Source organism: Nonomuraea sp. B19D2 (assembly GCF_040137845.1).
Taxonomy (GTDB): Bacteria; Actinomycetota; Actinomycetes; order Streptosporangiales; family Streptosporangiaceae; genus Nonomuraea.
Genome location: NZ_JBEFAK010000065.1, coordinates 24,198 through 47,448 on the forward strand (window position 1 = coordinate 24,198; position 23,251 = coordinate 47,448).

Below are 23,251 nucleotides of genomic sequence, written 5' to 3' on the forward strand. Positions count from 1 at the left end.
ACATCTCACATCCTGTCTCTAAGTTGGCTTTGTTACAAAGCCACATCGCTTCGCAGTGAAGGAGGCACGGATGCGTATCTCGAGGCTCGGCGGCTCCATCGCGGCGCTCGGCACGGCCGCCGTCCTGGCGGCCTGCTCGTCGGGCACGCCCGCGAGCCCCGGCACCCCGGCGGCGAACGCCGGGCCGGTGACGCTGGAGTTCTGGTGCTGGGGCTCCGCCCAGAAGGCCAACGTCGAGGCGTTCAACAAGGCCCACCCGAACATCCAGGTCAAGCACACCGACGTGGGAGGTGGGACCGACACGGCGACCAAGCTGCTCACGGCGAACCGGGCAGGCAACGGCCCCGACGCCGCCTGCATGGAATACGAAACCCTGCCTTCCATGATCGTGGCAGGGGCGCTGGCCGACATCTCCGCTTACACCGGCGACATCAAGGACGCCTTCAGCCCGGAAGTGTGGGATCTGACCAGTTTCGACGGCGCCGTCTACGGAGTGCCGCAGGACGTGGGCCCGATGGTCCTGGTCTACAACAAGAAGCGTTTCCAGGAACTGAAGATCGAGCCGCCCGCCACCTGGCAGGACTTCGCGAACGTCGCGGCGGACGTGCGCAAGAAGGACCCCGAGGCCTACCTCGCGACCTTCGCGCCGGCGGAGTTCGGCAACTTCGCCGGGCTCGCCCAGCAGGCCGGCGCCTCCTGGTGGAAGGTCCAGGACCAGACGTGGACGGTGGGCATCGCCGACCAGGCCTCCCTTGAGGTGGCCGACTTTTGGCAGGGGCTCATCGACAAGGATCTCGTCAAGGCCGAGCCGCTACTCACCCCCGAGTGGAACAACAAGCTGAACAAGGGCAAGATCCTCACCTGGCCGGCCGCCCTGTGGGCGCCGGGCGTGCTGTACGGAATCGCGGAGAAGCAGGCGGGCGACTGGGCCATCGCGCCTCTCCCCCAGTGGAAGGCGGGCGACGACCGGGTGGCCTTCCAGGGCGGCTCCGCGTTGACCGTCACCAAGAGCTCCAAGCACCCCGAGGCCGCGGCGACGTTCGCCAAGTGGATGAACACCAACAAGACGGCGTACGACCGCCAGATCGAGCTGGGTGAGTACCCGGCGTCGCTCGCCGGTCAGCAGGCCGCGAGCAGCAGTGCGCCGCCCAAGCTGACGGCAAACCAGAAGGACTACTGGGACATCGCCACGAAGGCGGCCCAGCGCACGATCCCGCACATCAGCTGGGGTCCGAACGTCAACACCGCCAAGAGCGCCTACCAGGACGCCGTCTCCGCCGCGATCAAGAACCGCACCCCGCTGAGGGACGCGCTGAAGAAGACGCACAACCTCGTGGTGGAGGACATGAAGACCACCGGCTTCAAGGTCGCGGGTCCATGACCGCCACGACCAGGGCCGAGCGCAGATCCCGGGCGCCGTATCTGTTCGTGGCGCCCGCTGTGCTCCTCTTCCTGGCCTTTCTTGCGATCCCCATCGGCTACGCGATCTACCTCAGCGCGCGCGGCCTTCGGCTGACCGGCAAGGGCATCTTCGGTACGCGCGAGGAGGTCTTCGTCGGGCTCGACAACTACCTCAAGACTCTCACCGACCCCGAGTTCTTCGCCGGCTTCGGCAGGCTCGCCCTCTACGGCCTGATCAGCGTGCCGCTCACGCTCGGGCTGGCGCTGCTGTTCGCGCTGCTCCTCGACCACGCCGGTTCGCGGGCCAAGAGGTTCTCGCGCACGGCGATCTTCATCCCGTACGCCGTCCCGGGCGTGACGGCCTCGCTTCTGTGGGGCTTCATGTACCTGCCCTCGACCAGCCCGTTCAGCTACCTGACCCGGGAGCTCGGACTGGGTGAGATCCCGTTTCTGGGGGCGGGTGGCATCTACCCGTCCCTGGCCAACATCGCGGTGTGGGGCGGCGTCGGCTTCAACATGATCATTATCTTCACTTCGCTGCGCGGCATCCCGTCGGAGCTGTACGACGCGGCACGCATCGACGGAGCCTCCGAATGGCAGATCGCCTGGCGGATCAAGATCCCGCTGGTGGCGCCCGCGCTCGTGCTCACCGGACTGTTCGCGCTCATCGGAACGCTGCAGGTGTACGGCGAGCCGACCACCGTGAGGCCGATGACCACGGAGATCTCTCAGGATTGGGTGCCCTTGATGCACATCTACCGCAACGCCTTCATCCGGGACGACCTGCCGCTGGCCTCGGCCGCCTCGGTCCTGCTGGCAGCAGGCACCCTTGTGGTCTCGGTCGTGCTCCTGAAGGTCACCCAGAAGCGCGCCTTCGGAGGCATGCAGTGAGTGCCACCGGCCACGTGCTCCCGCACCGGCGCGCCCAGATCCTTCCCACCCTCGTCCTGCTCATCGGCTCGATCTACTGCCTGGTGCCCGTCGCGTGGGTGCTCGTGGCTTCGACCAAGTCGAGCGGCGAACTCTTCTCGACGTTCACCTTCGCCCCAGGAACGGGCCTGCTGGACAACCTGCGCGACCTGTTCACCTACGGGAACGGCCTCTACCTGCGGTGGACGGCCAACAGCGTCCTGTACGCGGTCGCCGGCTCCGCGGTCTCGACCCTGATCTCGACGCTGGCCGGGTACGCCATGGCCAAGTACGAGTTCCGCGGCCGCAACATCCTGTTCTACGCCGTCCTGGCCGGCGTCCTCGTGCCCGGCATGACGCTGGCCATCCCGCAATACCTGATCATGTCCGAGATGGACCTGGTGGGCGGCTACTGGTCCGTCCTGCTGCCGGGCCTCATCTCGCCGTTCGGCATCTACCTGGCAAGGGTGTACGCGATGGCGTCCGTCCCGGACGCGACGATGGAGGCGGCCAGGATCGATGGGGCGGGCGAGTATCGCATCTTCGGCTCGATCGGGTTGCCCATGATGATCCCCGGCATGGTGACGATCTTCCTGCTGCAGTTCGTCGGAACCTGGAACAACTTCCTGCTGCCGTACGTCATGCTGTCGGACGAGACCAAGTTCCCGATCACCGTGGGCCTGTACACCCTGCTCAGCAAGGGCTCGGGCCAGCCCGTCCTGTACGGCATCGCCATCGTGGGCGCCGCCGTGTCGGTGATCCCGCTCATCGCCCTGCTGCTGTTCCTGCAGCGCTTCTGGCGACTCGACCTGCTCAGCGGAGGGTTGAAGGGCTGACGCCGCATACGACCTCCGCTCCGCCTCACAGAAAGCCGTTCATGCAGATCCTGCACTTCAGAGCCGCCGGCGTGTCCGTGGTCATCGAGTGCCCGTCCGACGCCCTGCCCGCGATCCTGCACTGGGGGCCTGACCTGGGCGTGCTCGACGACGAGTCTCTTGCTCACCTCGCGGCCGAGCTTCGCCCCCGGCCGGACATGACCGTCGACGTGCCCGTACGGACTTCTCTGGTACCAGAAGCCCGTACCGGCTGGATGGGAATGCCCGGGTTGTCCGGCCACCACCAGGGACAGAACTGGTCCCCCGCATTCACCAGCGTCACCTACCAGCAGACCGGGCAGACCCTCACCGCCACCGCCCGAGACGAGTATGCCCGTCTCACCCTCACGATCATCATCGAACTCGACCACTCGGGCCTCCTCCGCGCAAGGGCGGACCTGCGCAACCAGCACAAGCTGCCCTACACCCTGGACACGCTCAACCTCGCCTTCGCCGTCTCCGGCACGCCCACCTACCTGCTCGACCAGGCCGGACGATGGGCCAAGGAACGCATCCCCCAGCGGCGCCCCCTCACCGTCGGCACTCACCTGCGCGAGAACCGCCGCGGCCGGACCGGCGCCGACGCCGCCACCGTCCTGCTCGCAGGCACCTCCGACCTCGGCTTCCAGCGCGGCGAGGCATGGGGCCTGCACGTCGGCTTCAGCGGCAATCACCGCCACTACGCCGAACGCACCTCCACCGGCCGCACCATGCTGGGCGGCGGCGAACTGCTGCTGCCCGGCGAGATCATCCTGCCGCCCGGCGAGACCTATCGGACCCCGTGGCTCTACGCCACCTACGGCCGCGGCCTCGACCAGGCAGCCCGCCGCTTCCACGACCACCTGCGCGACCGCCCCTCCCACCCGTCCTCACCCCGGCCCGTCGTGCTCAACACCTGGGAGGCCGTCTACTTCGACCACGACCTGGACCGCCTGCTGGACCTCGCCGACCGCGCCGCCCGGGTCGGGGTCGAGCGGTTCGTGCTCGACGACGGCTGGTTCAACGGCCGCCGCGACGACAGGTCCGGACTCGGAGACTGGTACGTCGACCCGGACCTCTGGCCCGACGGACTGCATCCGCTGGTCAAACGGGTCAAGGAGCTTGGCATGCAGTTCGGGCTCTGGCTCGAACCCGAGATGATCAACCCGGACTCCGACCTGGCCCGCGCCCACCCCGGCTGGATCCTGCGGACCGGCGACCGCCTGCCACCGCCCGCCAGGCACCAGCAGGTCCTGGACCTGACCAACCCCGACGCCTACGCCTACATCAAGGAACGGCTGCTCGCCCTGATCAGCGAATACGACCTCGACTTCATCAAATGGGACCACAACCGCGACCTCGTGGACGCCGGATCCACCATCCGGGCCGGCCGGGCCTCCGTCCACGCCCAGACCCACGCCGTCTACCGGCTGTTCGATGAGATCCGGACCGGACATCCGCGCCTGGAGATCGAGTCGTGCTCCGGCGGCGGGGGCCGCGTAGACCTCGGCATCCTGCAGCGCACCGACCGCGTCTGGGCCAGCGACTGCATCGACCCGGCCGAACGCCGGCAGATCATGCGCTGGACCGGACAGCTGCTGCCGCCCGAGGTGATCGGCAGCCACATCGGCGCCGACCGCTCCCACACCACCGGCCGCCGGCACGACCTGCCCTTCCGCGCCGCGACCGCGTTCTTCGGCCACTACGGGATCGAATGGAACCTCACCACGCTCGCCGACGGCGAACTCGACGACGTGGCCGCCTGGATCGCCCTGCACAAACAGCACCGCCACCTGCTCCACACCGGCGTCATGGTCCGCATCGACGACGCCCCCGAGAGCGTGCAGGCCCATGGCGTCGTCGCCGCGGACGCCACCGAGGCCATCTACGAGATCGCCATGCTGGACCGCCCATCCACCTGGCCACCGGGCCGCGTCCGGCTGCCCGGCCTCGACCCGGCGACCGTCTACTCGGTGCGTCCGCTCATGCCCGTGACCGCGCACGGGACGGCCCCGGCCTGGACGAGCGGCGGCTTCGCCCTGCCCGGCTCGGCGCTCGCCGTCTCGGGTATCGCCGTGCCGCCCCTGTTTCCCGACGAATCCGTGCTGGTCCACGTCATCGCCACAAGCCAGACATGACACTTGAAGGACCCCCCACATGATCGGTGTGCTTGCGGACGGCGCCACGCGCTGGTCGTTGTGGAGTGCCAGGAGGTCGCCGATCAGGGGTGGCGATCTTCTGGTACCTCTCGTCGTCGGCGATTGCCCTGTCAACGAACACCCTAAGCACCTGGGATGTCTTTGGGGCTCATCGCACGGACCCGAGCGGAGGGCCTTTCCGGCCAAATCCACCCCCTGTTGTTGCAACAACAGGGGGCAAGTAAGTCGCAATGAGTATGCGCTGAGCTCACCTTTAAGGCAACTGAAAGATCCTTTCCTAACGTAGCTCGCATGAGATTCAGCCCATTCCTGGCGGCCATCGCCGCCGCCATGCTTCTCGCCCCCTCCCCTGCCATGGCCACGGCCAAGGCCGCGGCCCCTGCCGCCACCGAGGAGTCCGACCGCGAGATCGTCTTAGCTCAACTCGACTACACGACCGGGCTGTCGGTGACCTTCACCGACAGCGTCCCGTCCGACGAGGTCGGGATGGTCCAGACCGGAATGATCGGTCGCGCCCCCCTCATCGCCCGTGACGACGAGGACACCCTCCTGGAGACCTATCTGGAGATCACCCCGCCCGACGTCGCGGTCCCCCGGCGTCTCGTCGAGGCCCACGGCGCCGACCTGCCCGCCGAGCTGCAGCGGCGCAGGATCACCAGCGAGCCGGTCACGGCGGGTGGCCTGACCGCCCCGGCGAGCGCGGTCCGCTCCGGCACGTCGACCTGCACCTGGTCGCCCTTCGGCTGGACGCTCTGGCACGACGACGGCGTGCCAGGCCTGCCGGCCAAGTCGTACAGCACGTTCGACTTCGGCGGCTTCAAGCAGAGCATCGCCGAGAGCTACGTCGCCAACTGCACCCCGCAGAGCTCGTCGAGCAACCTCTGGGCCCGGCACCGGATCTACTACAGGAACATCCTCGGCAACTTCGTGAAGCACTTCGAGGGCCTGGTGCCGCCGGGGCACCACCAGGCCGTGGTGAAGTCGGGCGCGATCAAGCGGCACCGCACGGTCTCCTACGACGACGCCTGGAACGCCGACCCGTCCTGCGGCGGCGGCACCTGCGTCTACGCCCGTGAGGGCCGTTTCCGCAGCTAGAAGCTCGGCGGCCGCTTCTCGCGCAGCGCGCGCACGCCCTCCTGCACGTCAGGCCCGGAGAACCCGAGGAACGGGAGCGGTTCTGGGCGCGGACCTTCGTGCTGGGCGGCTCATGCCTGCTGGGCGCGCTGGTGGCGGCCGCCGCGCACGGTCAAATGAGCGGCCCCTGGCCGGCGTTCATCATCGGCGTGGGCGCCGAGGCCGGCATCCGCGGCATGGGGGGTCAGAGAGATTTGGAACGAGATCCGGCGTTAGTGGCGTTCTCGCAGGTCGATAGGCCCGCCGCTCCCGAGCGTGGCCCCGGGCCCCAAGGTAGCCCGACGTAACCCGGGGTCGAGGAACGACGGGACAGCCATTAGCGGTACGGGATGTTCGAGCATGTCAGGACGGGTGTGCACGACCAACGGCGTTGAGTTGGCGTCGGCCCGAACGTGGCGGGAGAGGCTGGCGCGATAACGCGACCTTGAGTGTTTCCGCGGGTCACCGTGACCATCTGCACCATGATCCATCTCACCGCTAATGGCTGTCCTCTCGTTCCTCGACCCCGGGTACGGCATGGAGCGCGACCCGATCTTCGCCCTTGAGTGCCACTGGCACACCAAGGATCAGCTGCTCATTCGCCCGCAGCGCCCCCGGCGCACGTAGGGCCCCTCTCCTGCACGACCGGAACCCCCAGGCCCCCGCGCGGGCCGGGGGTTCCACTTTTTCAACGTCGTTTGAGGCGTGTGAGGGCCGTCCCGGAAACGGGTGACGACAGGCGGGCAGGGTTCGATCCTCGGTCGCAGGGTTGAACCCTGGTGAGGGTGTCTAGCCTGCCCGTTTCCCGCCGCCCCGTTCGGCCTTACGCCCTCGCGGCCGCCAGAGGCCGGCGACGGCGCCCGCTCTTCGCCCCGAGGCAGTGCCGTCCGTGAGCGTGAACAACGGCGGCCATGGCCAGGCCTCGGCTCTGCCAGTCGTTGCGGACCATGTACGGGAACTTGAGACCACGAGCAGCCCATGGCAGGCTCATGCCGCATGATCGATGAATTCGCGAAAGACAACCTGCACGAGAGACTGCGGCGGGACCGTAAGGCGCTGCTCTGGAAACTCGACGGCTTGTCCGAATACGACGCCCGCCGACCTTTGACAGCGACCGGGACCAACCTCCTCGGCCTGGTCAAACACGTGGCCACCGTCGAGGCCAGGTACTTCGGCGAGGTCTTCGACCGCCCTTCCCCGGAACCGCTGCCCCGGTGGCAGGACTCCGACGGCAGCGATCTGTGGGCGACCGAGGACGAGACCCGCGATCAGATCATCGGGTTCTACCGGCGCACGTGGGAACACTCGGACGCGACGATCAACGAGCTTCCCCTCGACGCCCCCGGCCACGTGCCGTGGTGGCCGGAGTCAACGCCAGCCTGGCACACGAACCTGTTCGCCATCATGGTCCATGTCCTCGGCGAGTCCACCCGGCATGCCGGGCACGCCGATATCCTGCGCGAGGGCCTCGACGGCCGGACCGGGTTGCGCGCCGAATACGAGAAGCAGATCGACGAGGAAGCCCGTACAGCTTACCGCGCGAAGATCGAGCAGGCCGCCAGGTCGGCCGCACCAATCAAGGCTTAGTTAGACATACCAGGCAGCCTGACATCAGCTCCCCTACCGGCGCTTGCGATTTCCGAGCACCCCGGCCACCTGATATGCCCGCGTCACCCGATGTGGGCGTTCAGTCCACGCCTTCGTCGTCCTCGTCCGGCTCGGGCGCGTCCGGGTCGCGCAGCGGGCGCAGGGCGCCGGCGGCGGGGGTCGAGGCGGTGAAGCTGTAGCGGCCGAGCAGGTTCGGGTTGCGGTGCTTGAGCGGAGCCAGACGGGCGATGTCCTCCTCCCGAAGATCGTGGCCTTCGGCACGGAGCTGTTCGACGGCGGCGTCGATGTACTTCGTCGTCCAGAGCACGATGGCGTTGAGGACCAGGCCGCGCGGGTGCGGCCGTTGAGCAGGCAAGGGAGCAACCGGGCGGCGCCGGCATCCCGGTAGACGGTCTCCAGCACGAAGTCCTCCCCGCGCCTGGCCATGGTGGCGGGTCTTGGCGTGGGTGCCCTTGGTCTTCACCCGAGCCTTCCGGGCGGTCGGCAGCGTCCCGTGAACTCAATTCCTGACTCGTGTGAAAGACGGGCGACACTACTTCCTTGAAAAGGCCCAACCACATGCCGCTCAGCACGACCCTGTCTGACGCCGACCTGATCGAACGGTCGTGGCGAGATCCAGAGGATTTCGCCTTGCTGTTCGACCGGCACGCAGGACACATCCACCGTTATGTGGCCCGCCGGCTCGGCGACGACACGGCCGACGACGTCGTCTCCGAGACGTTCCTCGCCGCGTTCAGGCAGCGCCGCGACTACGACACCGCCCGTCCGGAGGCCCTTCCCTGGTTGTACGGCTTCGCGACCAACTTCATCCGCCGGCATCAGCGCGCCGAGATACACCGCTATAAGGCGTACTCGAAAGTGGGCGTGCTTCCCGACGCCGACGACGCCGCGGAACAAGCTCTTGAGCGGGCGAGCGCGCACGCCGTACGCCGCCCTCTCGCCCAGGCGCTCGCCTCGCTCAAGGGCCGCGACCGTGACGTCCTCTTACTCGTGGCCTGGGCCGACCTCACCTACGAGGAGGTCGCCAACGCCCTGTCCATCCCGATCGGAACAGTCCGTTCCCGCCTCAACCGTGCGCGGGCCATCGTCCGCGACACCCTCGGCAGCACCAACCCCACGACGGAGCAGACCTCATGAACGAACGGACCGACCTGACCGAACTGCGCGACCTGTTCGCCGACAAGCCGCACCCCACGGCGGACCGTCTCGCCCCCGCCCGTACCGCCCTCCTGACCGAGGCCCGCACGAAGCGGCGGGCCCTGGCCAGGCCGGCCGGTCTGCGGCGGGTGATGCTGGCGGGCGGCCTGGTCGCGGCGATGACCGCAGGGGTGATCGCCGTCCAGACGTTCAACTCCTCCGCGCCCGCGAGCGCCGCTGAGGTCCTGAGGCGGGCGGCCGAGGCCGCGACCGCCACCCCGTGGCCGGACCCCCGCGACGACCAGTACCTCCACTACGAGCGGATCGCGGAGACGCGCAGCGAGAAGGGGGTTCCCAACGTCGGTCCGCGCCACATCACGGGCGAGGCCTGGGAGTCCGTCGACGGCTCCCGCCCAGGACTCCTCTGGCACAAGCCGCCGAAATCCAGGCCACAGAGCCCCGAGTACAAGGAACTCCTGACCCGGTGCCCCGAACGTGGCGCGGGGCGCCCCGCCTACGCCGACCTCCGAAAGTGGCCGACCGACCAGGAGCAGCTCCGGCACAAGCTGGCCGAACGCGGCAACGAGATCGTCCTTAACAAGGACACAGCGACCCAGACCTGGAACGGCGTCCTCAACATCCTCGGCAGCCCGGTCCCACCCAAGCAGCAGGCGGCCATCTTCAAGATCGCCGCGACCCTGCCAGGCATCGAGACGGAAGAACTCAAGGACGCCACCGGCAAAACGGGCATCGCCGTGACCCGAGTGGACAACCGAGGCCCCGGCGGCGCTATCTCCCGCGAATCCCTCATCTTCGACAAGACCTCCTACGTCCTCCTGGGCGGCCAGGAACTCGTGCCGGGGCACGGACGTGAACTCTGGTCCATCACCCGTCCGCAGATCACCGACGTACTCCCGGCCTGGTCCAAGTCCGTGAAGCGGAGAGGCTGCCTCTGAGCCTGCATCCACCGGACGACAGGCGGGCCGCGCCGGCCGCCCGCCTGCCATGATCCAGCAACCGGGCGGCCGGCGCCGCGCCCCAGCACCACCCCGAGTGGAACGCCTCGTGCAAGATCAGCGACGGAATCGGCACCATGGCCCTGTGTTCTCTGGTGCAAAAGCACCGCTCGGGCATCTCCAGGCCGACGGCCGCATGATCGTGGTGATGTTCCGTAAGGGGATCCCCCACCGGAAAACCCGCCAGCCGAGACAAGGCCCCAGGTCGAGGTGTTCCGTAAGACTGTTCCACGCAATGTTCCGGTGACGGGGGCTATACGGAACACGTGGGCACGTGAACGGAACCCGCGTCGGCTACGCCCGCTGCTCCACCGACGAACAAGACGTCATCATCCAGACCGAGCAGCTCCTGGCGCCCTCGGCGTCCCCGAGGATCGCATCTACATCGACCGCGGCTTCTCCGGAACCACCCGCCGCAACCGCGCCGGCCTCGAACAGGCCCTCGCCGCCGTCTGGGACGGGACGGTCTTCACCGTCACCAAGTTCGATCGGTTCGCCCGCAACATGGCCGAGGCCAACGAGACCCTGACCGGCCTGTCCGGCCGTGGCGTCCTGTTCGGACTGAGCGCCTCCGTCTACGACTGGAACGACAGGATCCCGCCTGATCGCGATGATCAGACGGGATCCCGTCAACCTCGGTCCAGCCGTTTCAAGAACGGCCCCCATATCCCCATGAGGGGATCCGTTGAGGGTGAAGCGGGCGAAGGTCGCCAGCCCTCTGGTCAGTACTCGATCCACGCTGCGAACCTGTCGAACATAAATTATGGTTGAAACATTGCAAAACGAACGCGCCCGATGTTCAATCTGCTTGTGGGGAACGGGAACACAGACCGGCTGAGGCAGGTCACCGACGCGGTGCGAGAAGCGGGCAGCCTCAGCGTCGCTGAGCTGGCTGCGCTGACCGGGGCGTCGGAGATGACGATTCGACGCGACCTGGAGACGCTCGCTGAGCAAGGTGTCCTGAAGAGGTACCGCGGCGGGGCCAGAAGCCTGCTGGTGCGCGGCGAGAAGCCTCCTTTCGCCATGCGGGCACACGAAGGACTGGAGACCAAACAGCGGATCGCCGCCGAGGTCGCCGAGCTGATCACTGACGGGGAGTCGGTGGTGGTCGACAGCGGCACCACCTGCCTGGAAGTGGCCCGCGCACTGCGCGGCCGGCGTCTGACCGTGATGCCGCTGTCGCTGCACGCGGTGAACGCGCTCGCCGACCCGCCAGAGCCGCTGACGCTGCTGGTGCCCGGTGGCCGGCCCCGCCCGCGCGAAGGGGCCTTTGTCGGCCCGCTGACCCGCGCCTCCCTGGGGGCCTTGCGCTTCGACACTGCCGTCATCAGCTGTTGCGGCCTGAGCGTGGCACACGGGCTGACCGTCCACGACCTGGACGACGCCGACGTCAAACGCGCGGCGATCGCCTCAGCCCGCCGAATCATCGTCGTCGCCAAGGCCGCCAAACTCCACCGCACCACCCTCGCCTTCGTCGCACCGGTGACCGCCTTGCATGTGGTGGTCACCGACGCATCCGCCCGCGACGACGAGGTCCAGGCCATCGCGGCTGCGGGCGTGACTGTACGGACGGCGTGACGTATGCCCGACACCCGGCTCTTGGACCTGCCTGTTCGGTGTACAAATCCCCCATCGGGCGGAATCGGCTGGCCCGCACGGCGGGCGTCGACGGTGCAGCCGAGACCACGTTCCGGAACGTCTACTGGCGGCTACGCCTGCGCGACCAGGGATGGGCCATCGGCCCCGACTGCTGGCGGCAGGTAGCCCACGCGTTGGGCGCCGCCTTCGGTAGCCGCCAGACCGCCGACTCATCGCAGCCGACACCGCCAGCTGGAGCACCGTCGACGACACCATCCGTCTACCTCATCAGCAGACTCGCCTCATCCGGGCTATCGCCTTGAACTGCTGCCCAACATCCCAGACGAACTCGTCGCCCACCACGACGACCACCACCCTTGGCTCGACCACTTCGAGCCACGTGCCTTTCGCCTCGGCCACCGTGCATCCCTCCCTCACGACCGCGGTCAAAGCGGCGGCGGTTCAGCACCACTCCCCCCAGCGGGGCGGGCCCCTACATGAGAGGGACTGATCCCTTGGTTCCTACACTCCCTGTCCGGCACGGGCGGAACACGCAAGTGAGCTTCATGGCCATGATCATGGGACTGACCTGCGGATACGACGCCACCGCCATGGCCGGCGCGCTACTACTGGTCACGGACCACTTCGCGCTCACGACGACTCAGCAGGGCTCGCTGTACGCCGCTCCGGCCGCTGGATGGATCGTCGGCGCGCTGCTGGGCAGCAGGCTCGTCAACACACTTGGCCGTCGTACGGCCCTGCTCGGGCTGACGCTCCTGTACATAGCAGCCACCTTCCTGGCCGTTACGTCGGGCAACCTGGTATGGCTGGACTCGAGTCGCTTCGTCCAGGGCACTGCAATAGGCATCGCCATCGTGGCGACCCCGATCTTCATCGCTGAATCAGCCTCGACGCGAGCTCGCGGACGCATCGCAGTCCTGTACCAGGTGGCAACCTCTTTCGGGTGTGCGATGGGCTACATCTGCAGTTACTTCCTCACGGGCAGTGAGCAGTGGCGTCTGATGCTCGCCATTCCCGGCGCCCTCGCCCTCGCCAGCGCCGTGACGCTGATACGGCTCCCCGAGACCGACCGCTGGCGTCAACTCCGGGAGGAGCGGGGGGCCGGCTCGACGGTCGGGTCCCCGCGTCCCATGGGCATTCTGCGCACCATGCTCAGCTCCCGATACCGGACGCTGACGTTCTTCGTCGTCACGCTGGGCTTCTTCGTCCAGGCCACGGGCATCAACGCGATGGTGTTCTTCAGCCCGCGGATCTTTCAGCACATGGGCTATGTCGATACCTTCGGATTGCTGGTTCTGCCCGGTTTCGTGCAACTCGCGGGCGCTGTCGCAGCGCTCGCCTGCGCGCTGACGATCGATCGGTTCGGCAGACGGCCCGCCCTGCTCACCGGCACCGCCCTCATGGGCCTGGGACACGCGCTGATGGTGCTCGCGTTCGCCACTGGCTCTCCCGAGGTCGTGGGTTTCCTCGGCCTCATCGTCTTCACCATCGGCTTCAACTCCGGCTTCGGAGCGCTGGTGTGGATCTTCGCTGCCGAAGGCTTCCCAGATCACCTCCGTGGCGCCGGAGCGTCGGTGATGCTCCTGACGAACCTCACGACGAATCTGTTCATCGCCCAGTTCTTCCTCGACCTGCTCAACGCCGCCGGCGGGACGCTGACCTATCTCATCCTCCTGGCCATCACCACCCTGGCCTGGCTCTTCGTGCACTTCCTGGCTCCGGAGACGAAGGGCCGTTCCCTGGACGAAGTCCAGTCCTACTGGGAAAGCGGTAGGAACTGGCCTGCCACCGGCGACACGCCCGCCTCGCGCACATGACCATCGACGCGATCCCGTCGCCGAACAAGCAGGCAGACCCATGAGTGCCGTCTCCCGAGAAGAAGAGATGGATCGGCGGTGCTCGCCGACGATGGAGTCGACCAGGGCGAACTGCATCTCCAAGTCGTGGTGGTAGCCGGACCAGGGCTCGGTGCCGTCTTCACGTCGCAGCGCGAGCGGGAGGGCTTTTCATCGGGGTAGATGGGTTGTCGTCGCTCATCGGGTGCCTGGCCGTGGCCGGCTCCGCGTCGGGCTGTCGGCCTCGGCCGGCATCACGCCTCGGCCATGGTCTTCACCATGGATCGCAACAGATCCGGGTCCCGGTCTCGATCTGCTTCGCCGGCCACTGCTCGGGCGTCACACTGGGTTTGCGCCCATCGTCTGGTTCCCTTCGAACGTGATCTTCGCTATTCGAAAGGATCACGCGATGGCCGTCGTTACTCCCGTGGACGCTAGCCTCGCGTTCCGCATGATCTCGCTCCGCCCCCAGGCCCTCGCGCAACAAAGGAGATCAGCTGAGCGCGTGCGGGATGCGGTCGAGCACGGGGTGGCTGGCCAGGCCGTAGGCGTAGAAGTCGACGGCCTGCGCGCCGGCCGCCCGGGCGCCGCGTACCTTGGCGGTCAGCCGGTCAGCCGAGTCGCTGTCGGGGTAGCCGGGGCGCAGCACCGCGCGCACCTCCCGGTCCTTGCCCACCGAACGCAGGTAGGCGCCCACGTCGTCGGTCACCCGGGCGGCGTCGCGCGCGTAGGCGAGCACGGCGAAGGAGGACACGAGGTTGCTCAGCGCGACCGGGTCGACGCCCAGTTGCCAGGCGTCGTGCGCGGCCAGCAAAGGCGAGGGCAGACCGTCCCGGTAGCCCTTCACCGCGCCTGTCGGGTCGACGAAGACCAGCTTGGACCCCTCGCTCGCCACCGCGTCCGCCACCTGCGAGACCAGCGAGGTCACGGTCTCGCAGCGAGCGCGCGCGTAGCCGACAACGTCCGGCCCCGCGTAGGCGGTCAGGGCGGCCCTGGTCACCACACCCTCGGCCGGCGGGTCGCCATCGAGGACACCGCCGACGATCCGCGCGCACTCCTCGCGCGCCATGTCCGCGTTAACGCCGAGATCGGATGCCCGCGCCATGCAGAAGTCGCAGAAGCACAGGGCCATCAGGTAGGCGTCCATCGGCCCGAGCGGCACGAAGGACCGCTCGGCCTTGAGCGGCCGGTAGTGCAGCCCCTCGGCGACGACGCTGTCCACCCCGAGCCTGGCCACCGACCTGGCCAGCGCCACGGCGTACTGGCGCACGTCGGGGTGGGCGGGGCACAGGTCGGTCGGGTAGCCGCGGTCGCCGAAGCAGTTGCGCACGGTGACGTCGGGGTGCTGGGCGCCGAGCGTGCCGTTGCGCAGGAACACCGTCCGGCCATGCAGCTTCAGGCCGCGCGCCCGGCAGGCGTCGAGCAGGCCGTCGAAGGCGTCGGTGTAGCCGGTCGGCGGCACCAGGCGCAGCTCGGCGAACAGGTCATCCGGCAGGTCGAAGTGCGCCCCGTCGTGCCGCAGGGTCAGCTTGGACAGCCCGTGCGGGGTGACGTCGCGGGACCCGTGATGGACGGCACCGACCGTGATCCCGGCCACGCCGTATCCCCGCACGCGGTCGAGCACCTTCTCGACGCCCTCACCGCGCAGGTCCTCGACGAGGACGTATAGCGAACTATCCACGCTCTGACATTACGCGCTCTTGTGCGCGACGAAGTCGATCTCCACAAGGATGCCGAGCAGATCGGAGCCCACCGTGGTCAAGACCGGATAGGGGTTGAAGTAGGACCTGCAGACCTCGTCGAAGCCGACGAAGTCGTGATCGAGGTGCTGCAGATAGACGGTCAATTTCACCACCTCGTCGAAGCCCAGGCCGTGGACGGCCAGGATGGCGCCGAGATTGTCCAGACGCGCCGACCGGAGGGGCGGCCCCCGAGGCCGCCAAACGCGCCTGCCTGGGACTAACCGAACTGGCCGCCGCCGCCTGGCCGTACGCGAAAGCCACCCAGGCATCCACCGATCACCAGTGGTCGGACTTCTCACCCGGCCTGGCCGACACCATCCGCGAGCACTTCCCCGAGCTGCCCCCGGCCCCCGTCGCCCTCGCCCTGCGCATGTGGGGCCGCATGCACGGCCTGATCTCCCTGGAGGTCTACGGCCACCTCGGCGCCCAGACCGGCGACCCCGCCAAGCTCTACCACGCCGAGCTGCTCGACCTGATCAGATCCCTGGGGCTCGACGTGGAGCATGCGCACCACCTGGGGATGCCGCGAACCTCGACCTGAGCCTTCGGACGATGTGCCGCACAAGAAGATGTAGCGCGCTACAGATAACGCTCTATCCTCTGTGGCACCGCTGATCACGACCTGCGGTAACGAATGCGGGCCGCTACGTGAAGGGGCCCTGTTATCTGCGGCAAGGAGGATGCCGTGCCCGCCTGGGCCGAGCGGCTGGCCGCGCCTGACAGCCAGACCCTCGCCCGCGCCAAGACCCGCCGCCGCGGCCAGGCACGCGAGGACTTCGTGCTTGAGACCGTCTACTGGGACGCCGGCGCCGCCCGCCTGCTCAAAGCCCGCAGCCGCGGCCCGGTCTTTACTGTCCTATGGCCAGGCCCGCGCCCTGCTGGACGAGCACACCGCGCTGAACGGTCCCAGCACGGGCTGGGACCTGCACGAATTCCGCCATTCGGCGCTGACCCACCTGGGCGAGGCGGGCGCGAGCCTGCTGATGCTGATGGCCAAATCCCGGCACAAGAAACCGGAGAACCTGCGGCGCTACTTCAAGCCCACACTGGACGCCATCGCCGAGATCACCAGCCTGCTCACCCCTCGCACCAGCGGCTGACCTGCCTCGACTTACTCAACCAAGATCGCGATTGTGGATTTTAGGCTTACCTTGGCTACCCCCCGTATAGCCCCCTCATACATCGACATGAGCCCCAACTTCCCCTGCAGCCACGTCTCTGCGCTATGAGGGGAGACTCACATCAGTGGGCGGTGAAGCCACCATCGACGGGGAGAGCTGTTCCGGTGACGAAGCTGGCGCCGGGGCTGCACAGCCACAGGACGGCTGCTGCGACCTCGTCCGCTCTCCCCAGTCGGCCGATGGGCTGTTCCTTGAGGATCCCGGCCATGGCCTCAGCCTGGTTCTCGACCATGTCGGCGACCATCGGGGTGTCGATGACGCCGGGGCATACGGCGTTGATGCGGATGCCCCGGGGCGCGTACTCGACTGCGGCGCTGCGGGTCAGGCCGATGACGCCGTGCTTGGAGGCGTGGTAGGCCGCACGCTCGGGCAGCCCGACGAGCCCGCCCAGGGATGAGCAGTTGACGATGGCGCCGCTGCCCTGCTCTCGCATCTGTCGCAGTTCGTGCTTCATCGCCGCCCAGACGCCGCGCAGGTTGACGGCGTTGACCCGGTCGAAGGAGTCGGCCGTCTCGTCGGCCGCGTCGGTCGGCGGCACCTGGATGCCGGCGTTGTTGAACGCCATGTCCAGGCGGCCGTACTCCGTCGCCGCGCGCCGCACTGCCGCTTCCACTTGCTGTTCGTCGGTGACGTCGCAGACGACACCGATCGCCCGCCGCCCGCGGCCGATGATCTCCTCGGCTGCGTTGTGGACGGCATCGTGGTCGAGGTCGGCCAGAACCACGGCGGCGCCGGAGTCGGCGAAGGCACTGGCGGCGGCCAGGCCCATGCCGGAGGCGGCGCCGGTGACCAGGGCCACCTGCCCGGAGAAGTCGTAGGTGGGACTCACTTTTGGGTGCTCCTTCATCATCACGGGGTGACGTAAGTGGGTGGTCGTATCGACGGGTGGTTGGTCAGGGCCGAGGGGTGAGGCGCTCGCACTGGCCGTGCGGCGGGCCCGTCCCGCGGTCGCGGACAGTTCCCGAACCCTGTCCGGGGTGGCTGTCCACTTACCGCCGATATCGAGGAAACAGCAGGTCACGGGCGTGTGCCAGGTACTGTCGTGCCAGGTATTGGCAAAACCCCCAGCCGGCCCACGGCTGTCTCAGCCAGGCCGCCCCAACCGCGATCATGTTTCATGAGTTGTTGCAAACGACTGGACGTCTGAAACACCCTCACGAAACAGTCCGGGGTCGCGAGCGACGACTTCAAGCGCGTGGAATCGCACGACTGCCCGATGTCCACCTGCACCGCCCCCGCGGACTCCCCGTGCCGGACCGGCAAGGGCAAGGTGGCCATCCAATACCACACCGCCCGCTTCCGCCTCGTGCCCCAACTCGCCAAAGCACTCAGCGTGCCGGCTCCCGCCGTACGCAAGCCGGGCTCGGTGTGGACCGAGCTGCCCCGGCCGGTGACCGCCGACGCCGAACCGGTCGGGCACGTCCGCCTCGGCTACGCCCGCGCCTCGACCACCCGGCAGTCCCTGGACGCCCAGCTCGACTCCCTCGCCGAGGCCGGGGTCACCCGGGTCTTCTCGGAGAAGATCTCCCCCGCGCCACCAGACGCCCGGAACTGGAGGCTGCGGTGAAGCTCGCCGGAGAGATCCGCTCTTCCGGCGTCGCCGTCACCCTCGTCGTCCACGAACACAAATGGCTCGGCCGCGGCATCGAACTCGCCATGCTCGCCGAGGAACTCAAGGCCGGCGACGTCGGGCTGGAGTTCCTCTTCATGCTGTCCATGGCCCTCCACCTGCGCGACCAGGAGATGAGCCGGCGCGACATCGCCAAGCGGCTCGTCATCACCACCGGCACGAAGAAGGGCCGGCATCCCTCGCCCGCCACCGTCATGCGGATGCTGCGCGGACACGACGAGCAGGCCGCTGCGGCGGCTCGCGCGTGATTACCCCGCTACTTTGCGGCTGGTGTCTGAGCCAGGACTCCGGGGCCTGATGGGGCACGTCACCCAGGAGCGTTACGACCAGCTCGTATCCGAGGCGTATCCGAGGGGCGGGAACTGGTCGAGACCCAGACTCGGTGTCAGTTCGAGTGCAAGGTGCCGCCGACGCCTCCGCCCGCCTCCAGGACGCGCGCGGAGACACCGAGGGTGCGGAGGCGGTACAGCATGTACAGGCCGGCGAAGCCCGCGCCGATGATGATCACCTCGTGGCCGGCCTGGTGCGGCATGGCGCCTCCATGGGCACCAGAACGTCCTCTCTAGAAAGACACGCCTCACACCAGGATGAGAATGGCCGCGACCGCCACCATCACCGCGGCGGTGAGGCCGTGGACGCCGAACGCCACCGCCCGCGGACCCCCGTTCCTGAGCACGACGACCATGTCGCCCAGCGGGGCGAACACACTGGCGAGAATCAGCCAACCGAGCATGTGCTGGTTTCCCGTCACGAGGGCCGGGAGCACGACGAGCCCGGCCGTGATGTCCCGTACGCCCTTGACGGTCAGGTACGCGTTCATGGACACGGGAACCCCGAAGCCCTCCGCCGACGCGACCGGCTGCAGCAGGAAGCGGATGCCGATGAGGATGATCCCGATGGCGATCAGTCCGGCGAGCCAGGTGGCGATGGTGACCATGTCGTCTCCTTCAATCGTTGCTAGAAGTGTTAGCGACGCTAGCGCTAACGGCGCTCATCTGTCTAGCGGTGCTAGCATCTGGAGGGTGTCCATACAGCAGCGCAGAGAACGCGAACGCGCCCAGCGTCACGACCTGATCGTCAAGACCGCCCGCAAGCTGGCCGAGTCCGAGGGCTGGGACGCCGTGACCACCCGCCGCCTGGCCGACGAGATCGAGTACAGCCAGCCGGTCCTGTACAGCCACTTCGCCGGCAAGGACGCCATCGTCGCGGCGGTGGCGCTGGAGGGCTTCACGGAACTGGCCGTACGCCTGCGCGCCGCGACCCGGACGGGCGAGCCGCGGGCCGCGCTGGAGGGGCTGGCCAGGGCCTACATGGCGTTCGCCGAGGAGAACCCCGCGCTGTACGACGCCATGTTCACGATGGCCGTGGACCTGCCGTTCGGCCAGGACGACACCCCGGAGCCGCTCCGGGACGGCTTCCAGGCGCTTTTGTCCGGGGTCGCGCAGTTCGCCGACGGCCGCGACCCGGCGATCCTGACGGAGGTCGCCTGGAGCGCCCTGCACGGGCTGATCGTCCTGTCCCGCGGCGGCCGACTCCCCGCCTCAGGCCGCGAGGCCCGCCTGACGCTGCTGCTCGACCAGCTCAGCGCCACCCGCTGACCCAGCCACGTATGGTCAGTCGTTCCACACGGCGGCGACCTGGGACGCGACCTCCAGGCCGTGCCGGCGGCCAGAGCGCGGCGGGCGGGGTCCAGGAGTGAGCTGACCGAGCGGCGGCCTGTCACCGCGCGGAACTGCTCCGCGTCCGGCTCCACCAGCACCACCCGGGCCTCGTCGCAACGGCCTCTCAGGTTCGTGGCTCACCAATTGCTCGATGTGCCCGGGTTATTGCTCAAGCGAAGGAGCTCGATCCGGTGCCGGCGAGGGGGCGCGCTCGGGTGCCTGGTCGTCGGCTGGCGCCACCGACCTGGGTGCGCTGTTTCACCGGGGGCCTCTCGGCAGGGAGGAGGGTGGACACTGACGACGGTAGCCGGGGTGGCATCAACCGCCGTGTGCCCGAGGTCGCGGTCACCGGGTTCACCCACGCCGAAGAAGCCTCATCCCGGACGTCCCCGAGTTCGCATCCGACGCGAACGTCAGCAGCGGCCGCCCCTGCCGACCACCTCGGCAACACGCGAAGCCCCGCAGGTCGGAGACTACTCACCTCGCAAGATCCGTCTCACCGTTCATGGCTGTCCGCAGGTTCCTCAACCCCGACCTCGGCGCGGTCCATGTCCGCTGTACTCCGGCCTCGGGACTGGTAGGAGTCGTTGATCAAGTGGTCTGTATTCGAGCTAGTCGCGCTGAGGACGTTCACCGTGAGTGGCCATTCGGGGCGTAGCGGTTCCAGGTGTCCCCCGCGTCAGCAGCGGCTCGGGTGTGGTGTTGTCGTGGAAGCCGATGGCCCTGGCCATGACGGGTGTGGGGCCTGGAGGACACGTGCAGCTTTGATCTGACCGGGGCGCCCCTACCCCGAAAGCTGACGTGACAGAGGAAGCGCTGGTCAACATGACGGGATGAGCACCGCCGGCTCAGCCACCGCCCCGGGCATTGTCTGGACCGCGCGCCGGGCGCGGGGCTTGAGCAGCGCGGCCATCGCCTCCAAAAAGCCTTGGCGCGTGCCACCGTCGCGATGATGAAGTGGCACGGTGATCAACCACGATGAGGGCGCTGTCCGACCGTTAACACTCGCTTGGGTGAGTCGGCACCTGGAGGTCGGCGAACGGATCGTCAAAACCGAGGCGCTGCACGGCGGTATCACTGCCGAGATGCGGAGGCTGACCATCGGCACGCGGGACGGAGGCACCCGTGACCTGGTGCTGCGGAGCTTCGTCGACCCGTTCTACGTGAGGGGCGCCCAGGACGGACTGAACGGGGAGGCCAGCGCTCTGTCCCTGCTCACGGGGACCGGCGTGCCGGCTCCTGGGCTGGTCGCGGTGGATCCGACCGCCGCGCATTGCGAGTATCCATCGCTCTTGATGACACATCTGACGGGCCGGACGGTCCTCGACGATGAGGGATTGGAAACGCGCGTCCCTCTGCTGGCCCGTCAACTCGTGGCGATCCATGCGCTGCGGCCCGCCGAGCGGCCCCGGAAGTATGTGACGCTGACGACCGCCGACACCGTCGTGGTTCCGAAGGGCGCCGACGCGGCGGCATGGGCCGCGGCGATCGACGTGATCCGCAAGCCCGCGCCGTCCTATGAAGGGCGATTCCTGCACCGGGACTTCCAACCCGGCAACGTGCTGTTCGACGTGCCGCCCTCAACGCCGACGGGTGCCCGGATCACCGGCGTCGTCGATTGGGCAGGGACTTGTTGGGGCCCGGCAGACCTCGATGTCGCACACTGCTCCACCAATCTCGCGCTGCTGCACGGACCGGTGTGGGGCCTGCGGTTCGCTGAGGCGTACGAGGAGGCTGGCGGGGTGCTGGCCGCGGCCGCGAGCGAGCGGCTGTACTGGCAGGTGCGGGACGGGCTGGCCTGCTCAGAAGAAGTACAGTTAGTGTCGCAGCCATGGCGGGAGGCAGGCAGGACAGAGCTGACGACGCGAGCCGTGGAGGAGCGACTGGATGCCTATGTCACCGCCCTGATGGACGCGCTGGGCTGAGCCCAGGAGATCCAGGTGCAGCCCCGATTTAATCGTTCGACCGCTCGATCAGAAGTGAATGGCAATCTCTGGAAAACGTCTACTGCCACAGGCTTGGCGGGGCGGGTGGTGTTGGTCTGTGACCGTGCTCGGCCACCAAGGCGGCCGTGCACAACCCAGTCCCCGCCCTTGCGGTGGATCTCGCGCTCCGGGGCATCCCGTCAAGTCGATCAGGGGCAGATGGTAGGAGTCGCTGCTCAAGAGGTCTGTAATCGAGCCAGTCACGCTGAGGACGTTCACTGTGAGTGGTCGTTCGGGGCGTAGCGGTTCCAGGTCCCGCCTGCGTCGGCGGCGACTCGGGTGGTGGTCTTGTCGTGGAAGCCGAGGGCTCTGGCGATGACCGGTGCGGGGGCCTGAAGGACGAGTTGGCGGAGTGCTGCTGGTCGTGCGGTGCCGGTGAGGAATCCGGCGAGGCGTAGGTGTTCGCGGAGCGTGCCGGGGTTGGCGGGTTGATCAGCTCGGCGGCCGGGGAAGAGCCAGCGGGCACCGGGGTTGGTGGCGGTGTTCAGATGGGGCCGTTCGTCGGCCAGCTGGAGTAGAAGGCTTGCGAAGGGCTCGGGGACCGATGTGGGCGGGTCTCCGAGTCGAACGTGGAGCTCGCCGTCAAGTGAGATCAGGTCGTCGAGCGTGAGGCGAACGATCCGTGTGATCGGTTGGGCGAAGAGGAGCATGAGGCAGGCCGAGGCGCGGGTGGGGAGGGCGAGTCTCTCGTCGCTGAGCGCGCGTCGGAGGAGTTCCAGGCGGCGGCGCTGAGACAAGGGCGGCGTCTTGGGCGTGGCCGGAGTCGGGATCCGGAGCTTGGGCATGCGGCTGTCGCTGATGGCCCAGCGCAGGAAGACCCGCAGGGTGTTGTGCTGGTGCTGCGAGTGGGTGGCGTGCCAGGCGTCGAGGAGGCTCTGCGTGCAGGACCCGAGGCGGTGGGCGGAGTCGTCGAGCCAGGTCAGGAAGCTGTGGGCGGTCTTGAACTGTTCGCCGGCGGCCCTGCGGGAGCCGGAGGTGAGAGGCTTGGTCGCAGCGCGGGCGCGCATGCGGGGCAGTTGATGCCAGGTGGCGAAGGCACGCAGCACCCGCAGGTGGGGATCGTCGGCGAGTTCGGCGTAGCGGTGGGCGAGCCAGGTCTCATGGTGAAGGAGCTGCTTGTCGATCAAGGGCAGTGCCCCGCTGGCCATGAGCAGGTCGCGCAGGTGGGCGACGGTTCTCCAGTTCGGAAGCTGGTGGAGGGCTTCGTGAGTGAGCGAAAGCGTGCCATCTGCGAGATTGCTGAGGAGGTCCCGAACGTAGGGGCGCCGCAACCACTGAGCTGCCCCGGGTTGGTTGGAGGCTCCCAAGACTGGAAGGCTGGGAGTCGTGCCCGCACCGAGGAAGTACCCCCAAGAGCTGCGTGAACGCGCCATCAAGATGGTGTTCGACCTGCGTGAGGAGAACGGAGGCAAGGCCGAGGA

Annotated in this window: 25 protein-coding genes and 1 pseudogene; 18 read left to right on the forward strand and 8 right to left on the reverse strand. The window is 68.1% G+C overall.

All coding sequences use genetic code 11. The annotated features are described in order from the left end of the window. The first annotated feature begins 70 nt into the window (after positions 1-70). The 7 genes from ABN273_RS53615 (at position 71) to ABN273_RS53645 (ending at position 8,023) form a co-directional block, all read left to right on the forward strand. Positions 71-1,381: an ABC transporter substrate-binding protein gene (locus ABN273_RS53615; protein ID WP_349457473.1), complete on the forward strand. Its 1,311-nt coding sequence runs from the start codon at positions 71-73 to the stop codon at positions 1,379-1,381. Then, the gene (locus tag ABN273_RS53620; RefSeq protein WP_349457474.1) at positions 1,378-2,292 is read left to right on the forward strand and encodes a carbohydrate ABC transporter permease; all 915 of its coding nucleotides are present in this window, start codon (positions 1,378-1,380) and stop codon (positions 2,290-2,292) included. The genes ABN273_RS53615 and ABN273_RS53620 overlap by 4 nt, the downstream gene beginning before the upstream one ends. Further along, on the forward strand, positions 2,289-3,146 hold the full coding sequence (locus ABN273_RS53625) for a carbohydrate ABC transporter permease (RefSeq protein ID WP_349457475.1): 858 nt from the start codon (positions 2,289-2,291) through the stop codon (positions 3,144-3,146). The genes ABN273_RS53620 and ABN273_RS53625 overlap by 4 nt, the downstream gene beginning before the upstream one ends. Before the next feature lie 41 nt (positions 3,147-3,187). Next, positions 3,188-5,302 (forward strand): alpha-galactosidase, encoded by a 2,115-nt coding sequence (locus ABN273_RS53630; RefSeq protein WP_349457476.1) that lies wholly within the window; start codon positions 3,188-3,190, stop codon positions 5,300-5,302. A 312-nt stretch (positions 5,303-5,614) separates the two neighbouring features. Then, entirely contained in the window at positions 5,615-6,418 is an 804-nt protein-coding gene (locus ABN273_RS53635) for a hypothetical protein (protein WP_349457477.1), read from the forward strand. A 519-nt stretch (positions 6,419-6,937) separates the two neighbouring features. Then, positions 6,938-7,063, forward strand: coding sequence for a hypothetical protein (locus ABN273_RS53640; RefSeq protein ID WP_349457478.1), 126 nt, complete (start codon positions 6,938-6,940; stop codon positions 7,061-7,063). A 369-nt stretch (positions 7,064-7,432) separates the two neighbouring features. Beyond that, positions 7,433-8,023, forward strand: coding sequence for a DinB family protein (locus ABN273_RS53645; RefSeq protein ID WP_349457479.1), 591 nt, complete (start codon positions 7,433-7,435; stop codon positions 8,021-8,023). 100 nt (positions 8,024-8,123) lie between these two features. Here ABN273_RS53645 and ABN273_RS53650 read toward each other — a convergent pair whose 3' ends face one another. Beyond that, positions 8,124-8,399 (reverse strand): Tn3 family transposase, encoded by a 276-nt coding sequence (locus ABN273_RS53650; RefSeq protein WP_349457480.1) that lies wholly within the window; start codon positions 8,397-8,399, stop codon positions 8,124-8,126. A 185-nt stretch (positions 8,400-8,584) separates the two neighbouring features. On the opposite strand from ABN273_RS53650, the gene ABN273_RS53655 reads away from it, so the two are divergent. The 4 genes from ABN273_RS53655 (at position 8,585) to ABN273_RS53670 (ending at position 11,775) form a co-directional block, all read left to right on the forward strand. Then, entirely contained in the window at positions 8,585-9,181 is a 597-nt protein-coding gene (locus ABN273_RS53655; protein ID WP_349457481.1) for an RNA polymerase sigma factor, read from the forward strand. Continuing rightward, complete coding sequence (locus ABN273_RS53660) at positions 9,178-10,137, forward strand: CU044_5270 family protein (protein ID WP_349457482.1); 960 nt, start codon at positions 9,178-9,180, stop codon at positions 10,135-10,137. Before ABN273_RS53655 ends, ABN273_RS53660 begins: the two co-directional genes overlap by 4 nt. Positions 10,138-10,440: 303 nt before the next feature. Next, positions 10,441-10,968, forward strand: coding sequence for a recombinase family protein (locus tag ABN273_RS53665; protein WP_349457483.1), 528 nt, complete (start codon positions 10,441-10,443; stop codon positions 10,966-10,968). A gap of 24 nt (positions 10,969-10,992) precedes the next feature. Next, entirely contained in the window at positions 10,993-11,775 is a 783-nt protein-coding gene (locus ABN273_RS53670; RefSeq protein ID WP_349457484.1) for a DeoR/GlpR family DNA-binding transcription regulator, read from the forward strand. Positions 11,776-12,063: 288 nt separating this feature from the next. Here the strand turns inward: ABN273_RS53670 and ABN273_RS53675 are convergent, their stop codons facing one another. Then, on the reverse strand, positions 12,064-12,195 hold the full coding sequence (locus tag ABN273_RS53675) for a hypothetical protein (protein ID WP_349457485.1): 132 nt from the start codon (positions 12,193-12,195) through the stop codon (positions 12,064-12,066). Between the two features lie 146 nt (positions 12,196-12,341). Between ABN273_RS53675 and ABN273_RS53680 the strand changes: the two genes are divergently transcribed. Beyond that, complete coding sequence (locus tag ABN273_RS53680; RefSeq protein WP_349457486.1) at positions 12,342-13,613, forward strand: MFS transporter; 1,272 nt, start codon at positions 12,342-12,344, stop codon at positions 13,611-13,613. 511 nt (positions 13,614-14,124) lie between these two features. Here ABN273_RS53680 and ABN273_RS53685 read toward each other — a convergent pair. Then, entirely contained in the window at positions 14,125-15,312 is a 1,188-nt protein-coding gene (locus ABN273_RS53685) for a hypothetical protein (protein WP_349457487.1), read from the reverse strand. Positions 15,313-15,321: 9 nt separating this feature from the next. Then, positions 15,322-15,537, reverse strand: coding sequence for a RidA family protein (locus ABN273_RS53690; RefSeq protein ID WP_349457498.1), 216 nt, complete (start codon positions 15,535-15,537; stop codon positions 15,322-15,324). On the opposite strand from ABN273_RS53690, the gene ABN273_RS53695 reads away from it, so the two are divergent. Continuing rightward, on the forward strand, positions 15,477-15,914 hold the full coding sequence (locus tag ABN273_RS53695) for a TetR-like C-terminal domain-containing protein (RefSeq protein WP_349457499.1): 438 nt from the start codon (positions 15,477-15,479) through the stop codon (positions 15,912-15,914). The two genes, ABN273_RS53690 and ABN273_RS53695, sit on opposite strands and share 61 nt — an antisense overlap. 241 nt (positions 15,915-16,155) lie before the next feature. Continuing rightward, on the forward strand, positions 16,156-16,473 hold the full coding sequence (locus ABN273_RS53700) for a site-specific integrase (RefSeq protein WP_349457488.1): 318 nt from the start codon (positions 16,156-16,158) through the stop codon (positions 16,471-16,473). A gap of 142 nt (positions 16,474-16,615) precedes the next feature. Here the strand turns inward: ABN273_RS53700 and ABN273_RS53705 are convergent, their stop codons facing one another. Beyond that, positions 16,616-17,383 (reverse strand): glucose 1-dehydrogenase, encoded by a 768-nt coding sequence (locus tag ABN273_RS53705; protein WP_349457489.1) that lies wholly within the window; start codon positions 17,381-17,383, stop codon positions 16,616-16,618. 363 nt (positions 17,384-17,746) lie between these two features. On the opposite strand from ABN273_RS53705, the pseudogene ABN273_RS53710 reads away from it, so the two are divergent. Together ABN273_RS53710 and ABN273_RS53715 are read left to right on the forward strand one after the other, a co-directional pair. Next, positions 17,747-18,121 (forward strand): annotated as a pseudogene (locus ABN273_RS53710) (zinc finger domain-containing protein); the annotation flags it as partial. Next, positions 18,118-18,432: a hypothetical protein gene (locus tag ABN273_RS53715; RefSeq protein WP_349457491.1), complete on the forward strand. Its 315-nt coding sequence runs from the start codon at positions 18,118-18,120 to the stop codon at positions 18,430-18,432. The pseudogene ABN273_RS53710 and the gene ABN273_RS53715, both read left to right, overlap by 4 nt. Positions 18,433-18,569: 137 nt before the next feature. Here ABN273_RS53715 and ABN273_RS53720 read toward each other — a convergent pair whose 3' ends face one another. Further along, positions 18,570-18,716, reverse strand: coding sequence for an NAD(P)-binding protein (locus ABN273_RS53720; RefSeq protein ID WP_349457492.1), 147 nt, complete (start codon positions 18,714-18,716; stop codon positions 18,570-18,572). Between the two features lie 45 nt (positions 18,717-18,761). Continuing rightward, entirely contained in the window at positions 18,762-19,121 is a 360-nt protein-coding gene (locus tag ABN273_RS53725) for a DUF4267 domain-containing protein (RefSeq protein ID WP_349457493.1), read from the reverse strand. Between the two features lie 85 nt (positions 19,122-19,206). On the opposite strand from ABN273_RS53725, the gene ABN273_RS53730 reads away from it, so the two are divergent. Both ABN273_RS53730 and ABN273_RS53735 read left to right on the forward strand, forming a co-directional pair. Beyond that, complete coding sequence (locus ABN273_RS53730) at positions 19,207-19,782, forward strand: TetR/AcrR family transcriptional regulator (RefSeq protein ID WP_349457494.1); 576 nt, start codon at positions 19,207-19,209, stop codon at positions 19,780-19,782. A gap of 1,076 nt (positions 19,783-20,858) precedes the next feature. Continuing rightward, a complete protein-coding gene (locus ABN273_RS53735) occupies positions 20,859-21,770 on the forward strand; it encodes a phosphotransferase family protein (protein WP_349457495.1) in 912 nt (303 codons plus the stop codon). Between the two features lie 275 nt (positions 21,771-22,045). On the opposite strand, the gene ABN273_RS53740 is transcribed toward ABN273_RS53735, so the two are convergent. Beyond that, on the reverse strand, positions 22,046-23,137 hold the full coding sequence (locus ABN273_RS53740; protein WP_349457496.1) for a site-specific integrase: 1,092 nt from the start codon (positions 23,135-23,137) through the stop codon (positions 22,046-22,048). Positions 23,138-23,251: the final 114 nt, after the last annotated feature.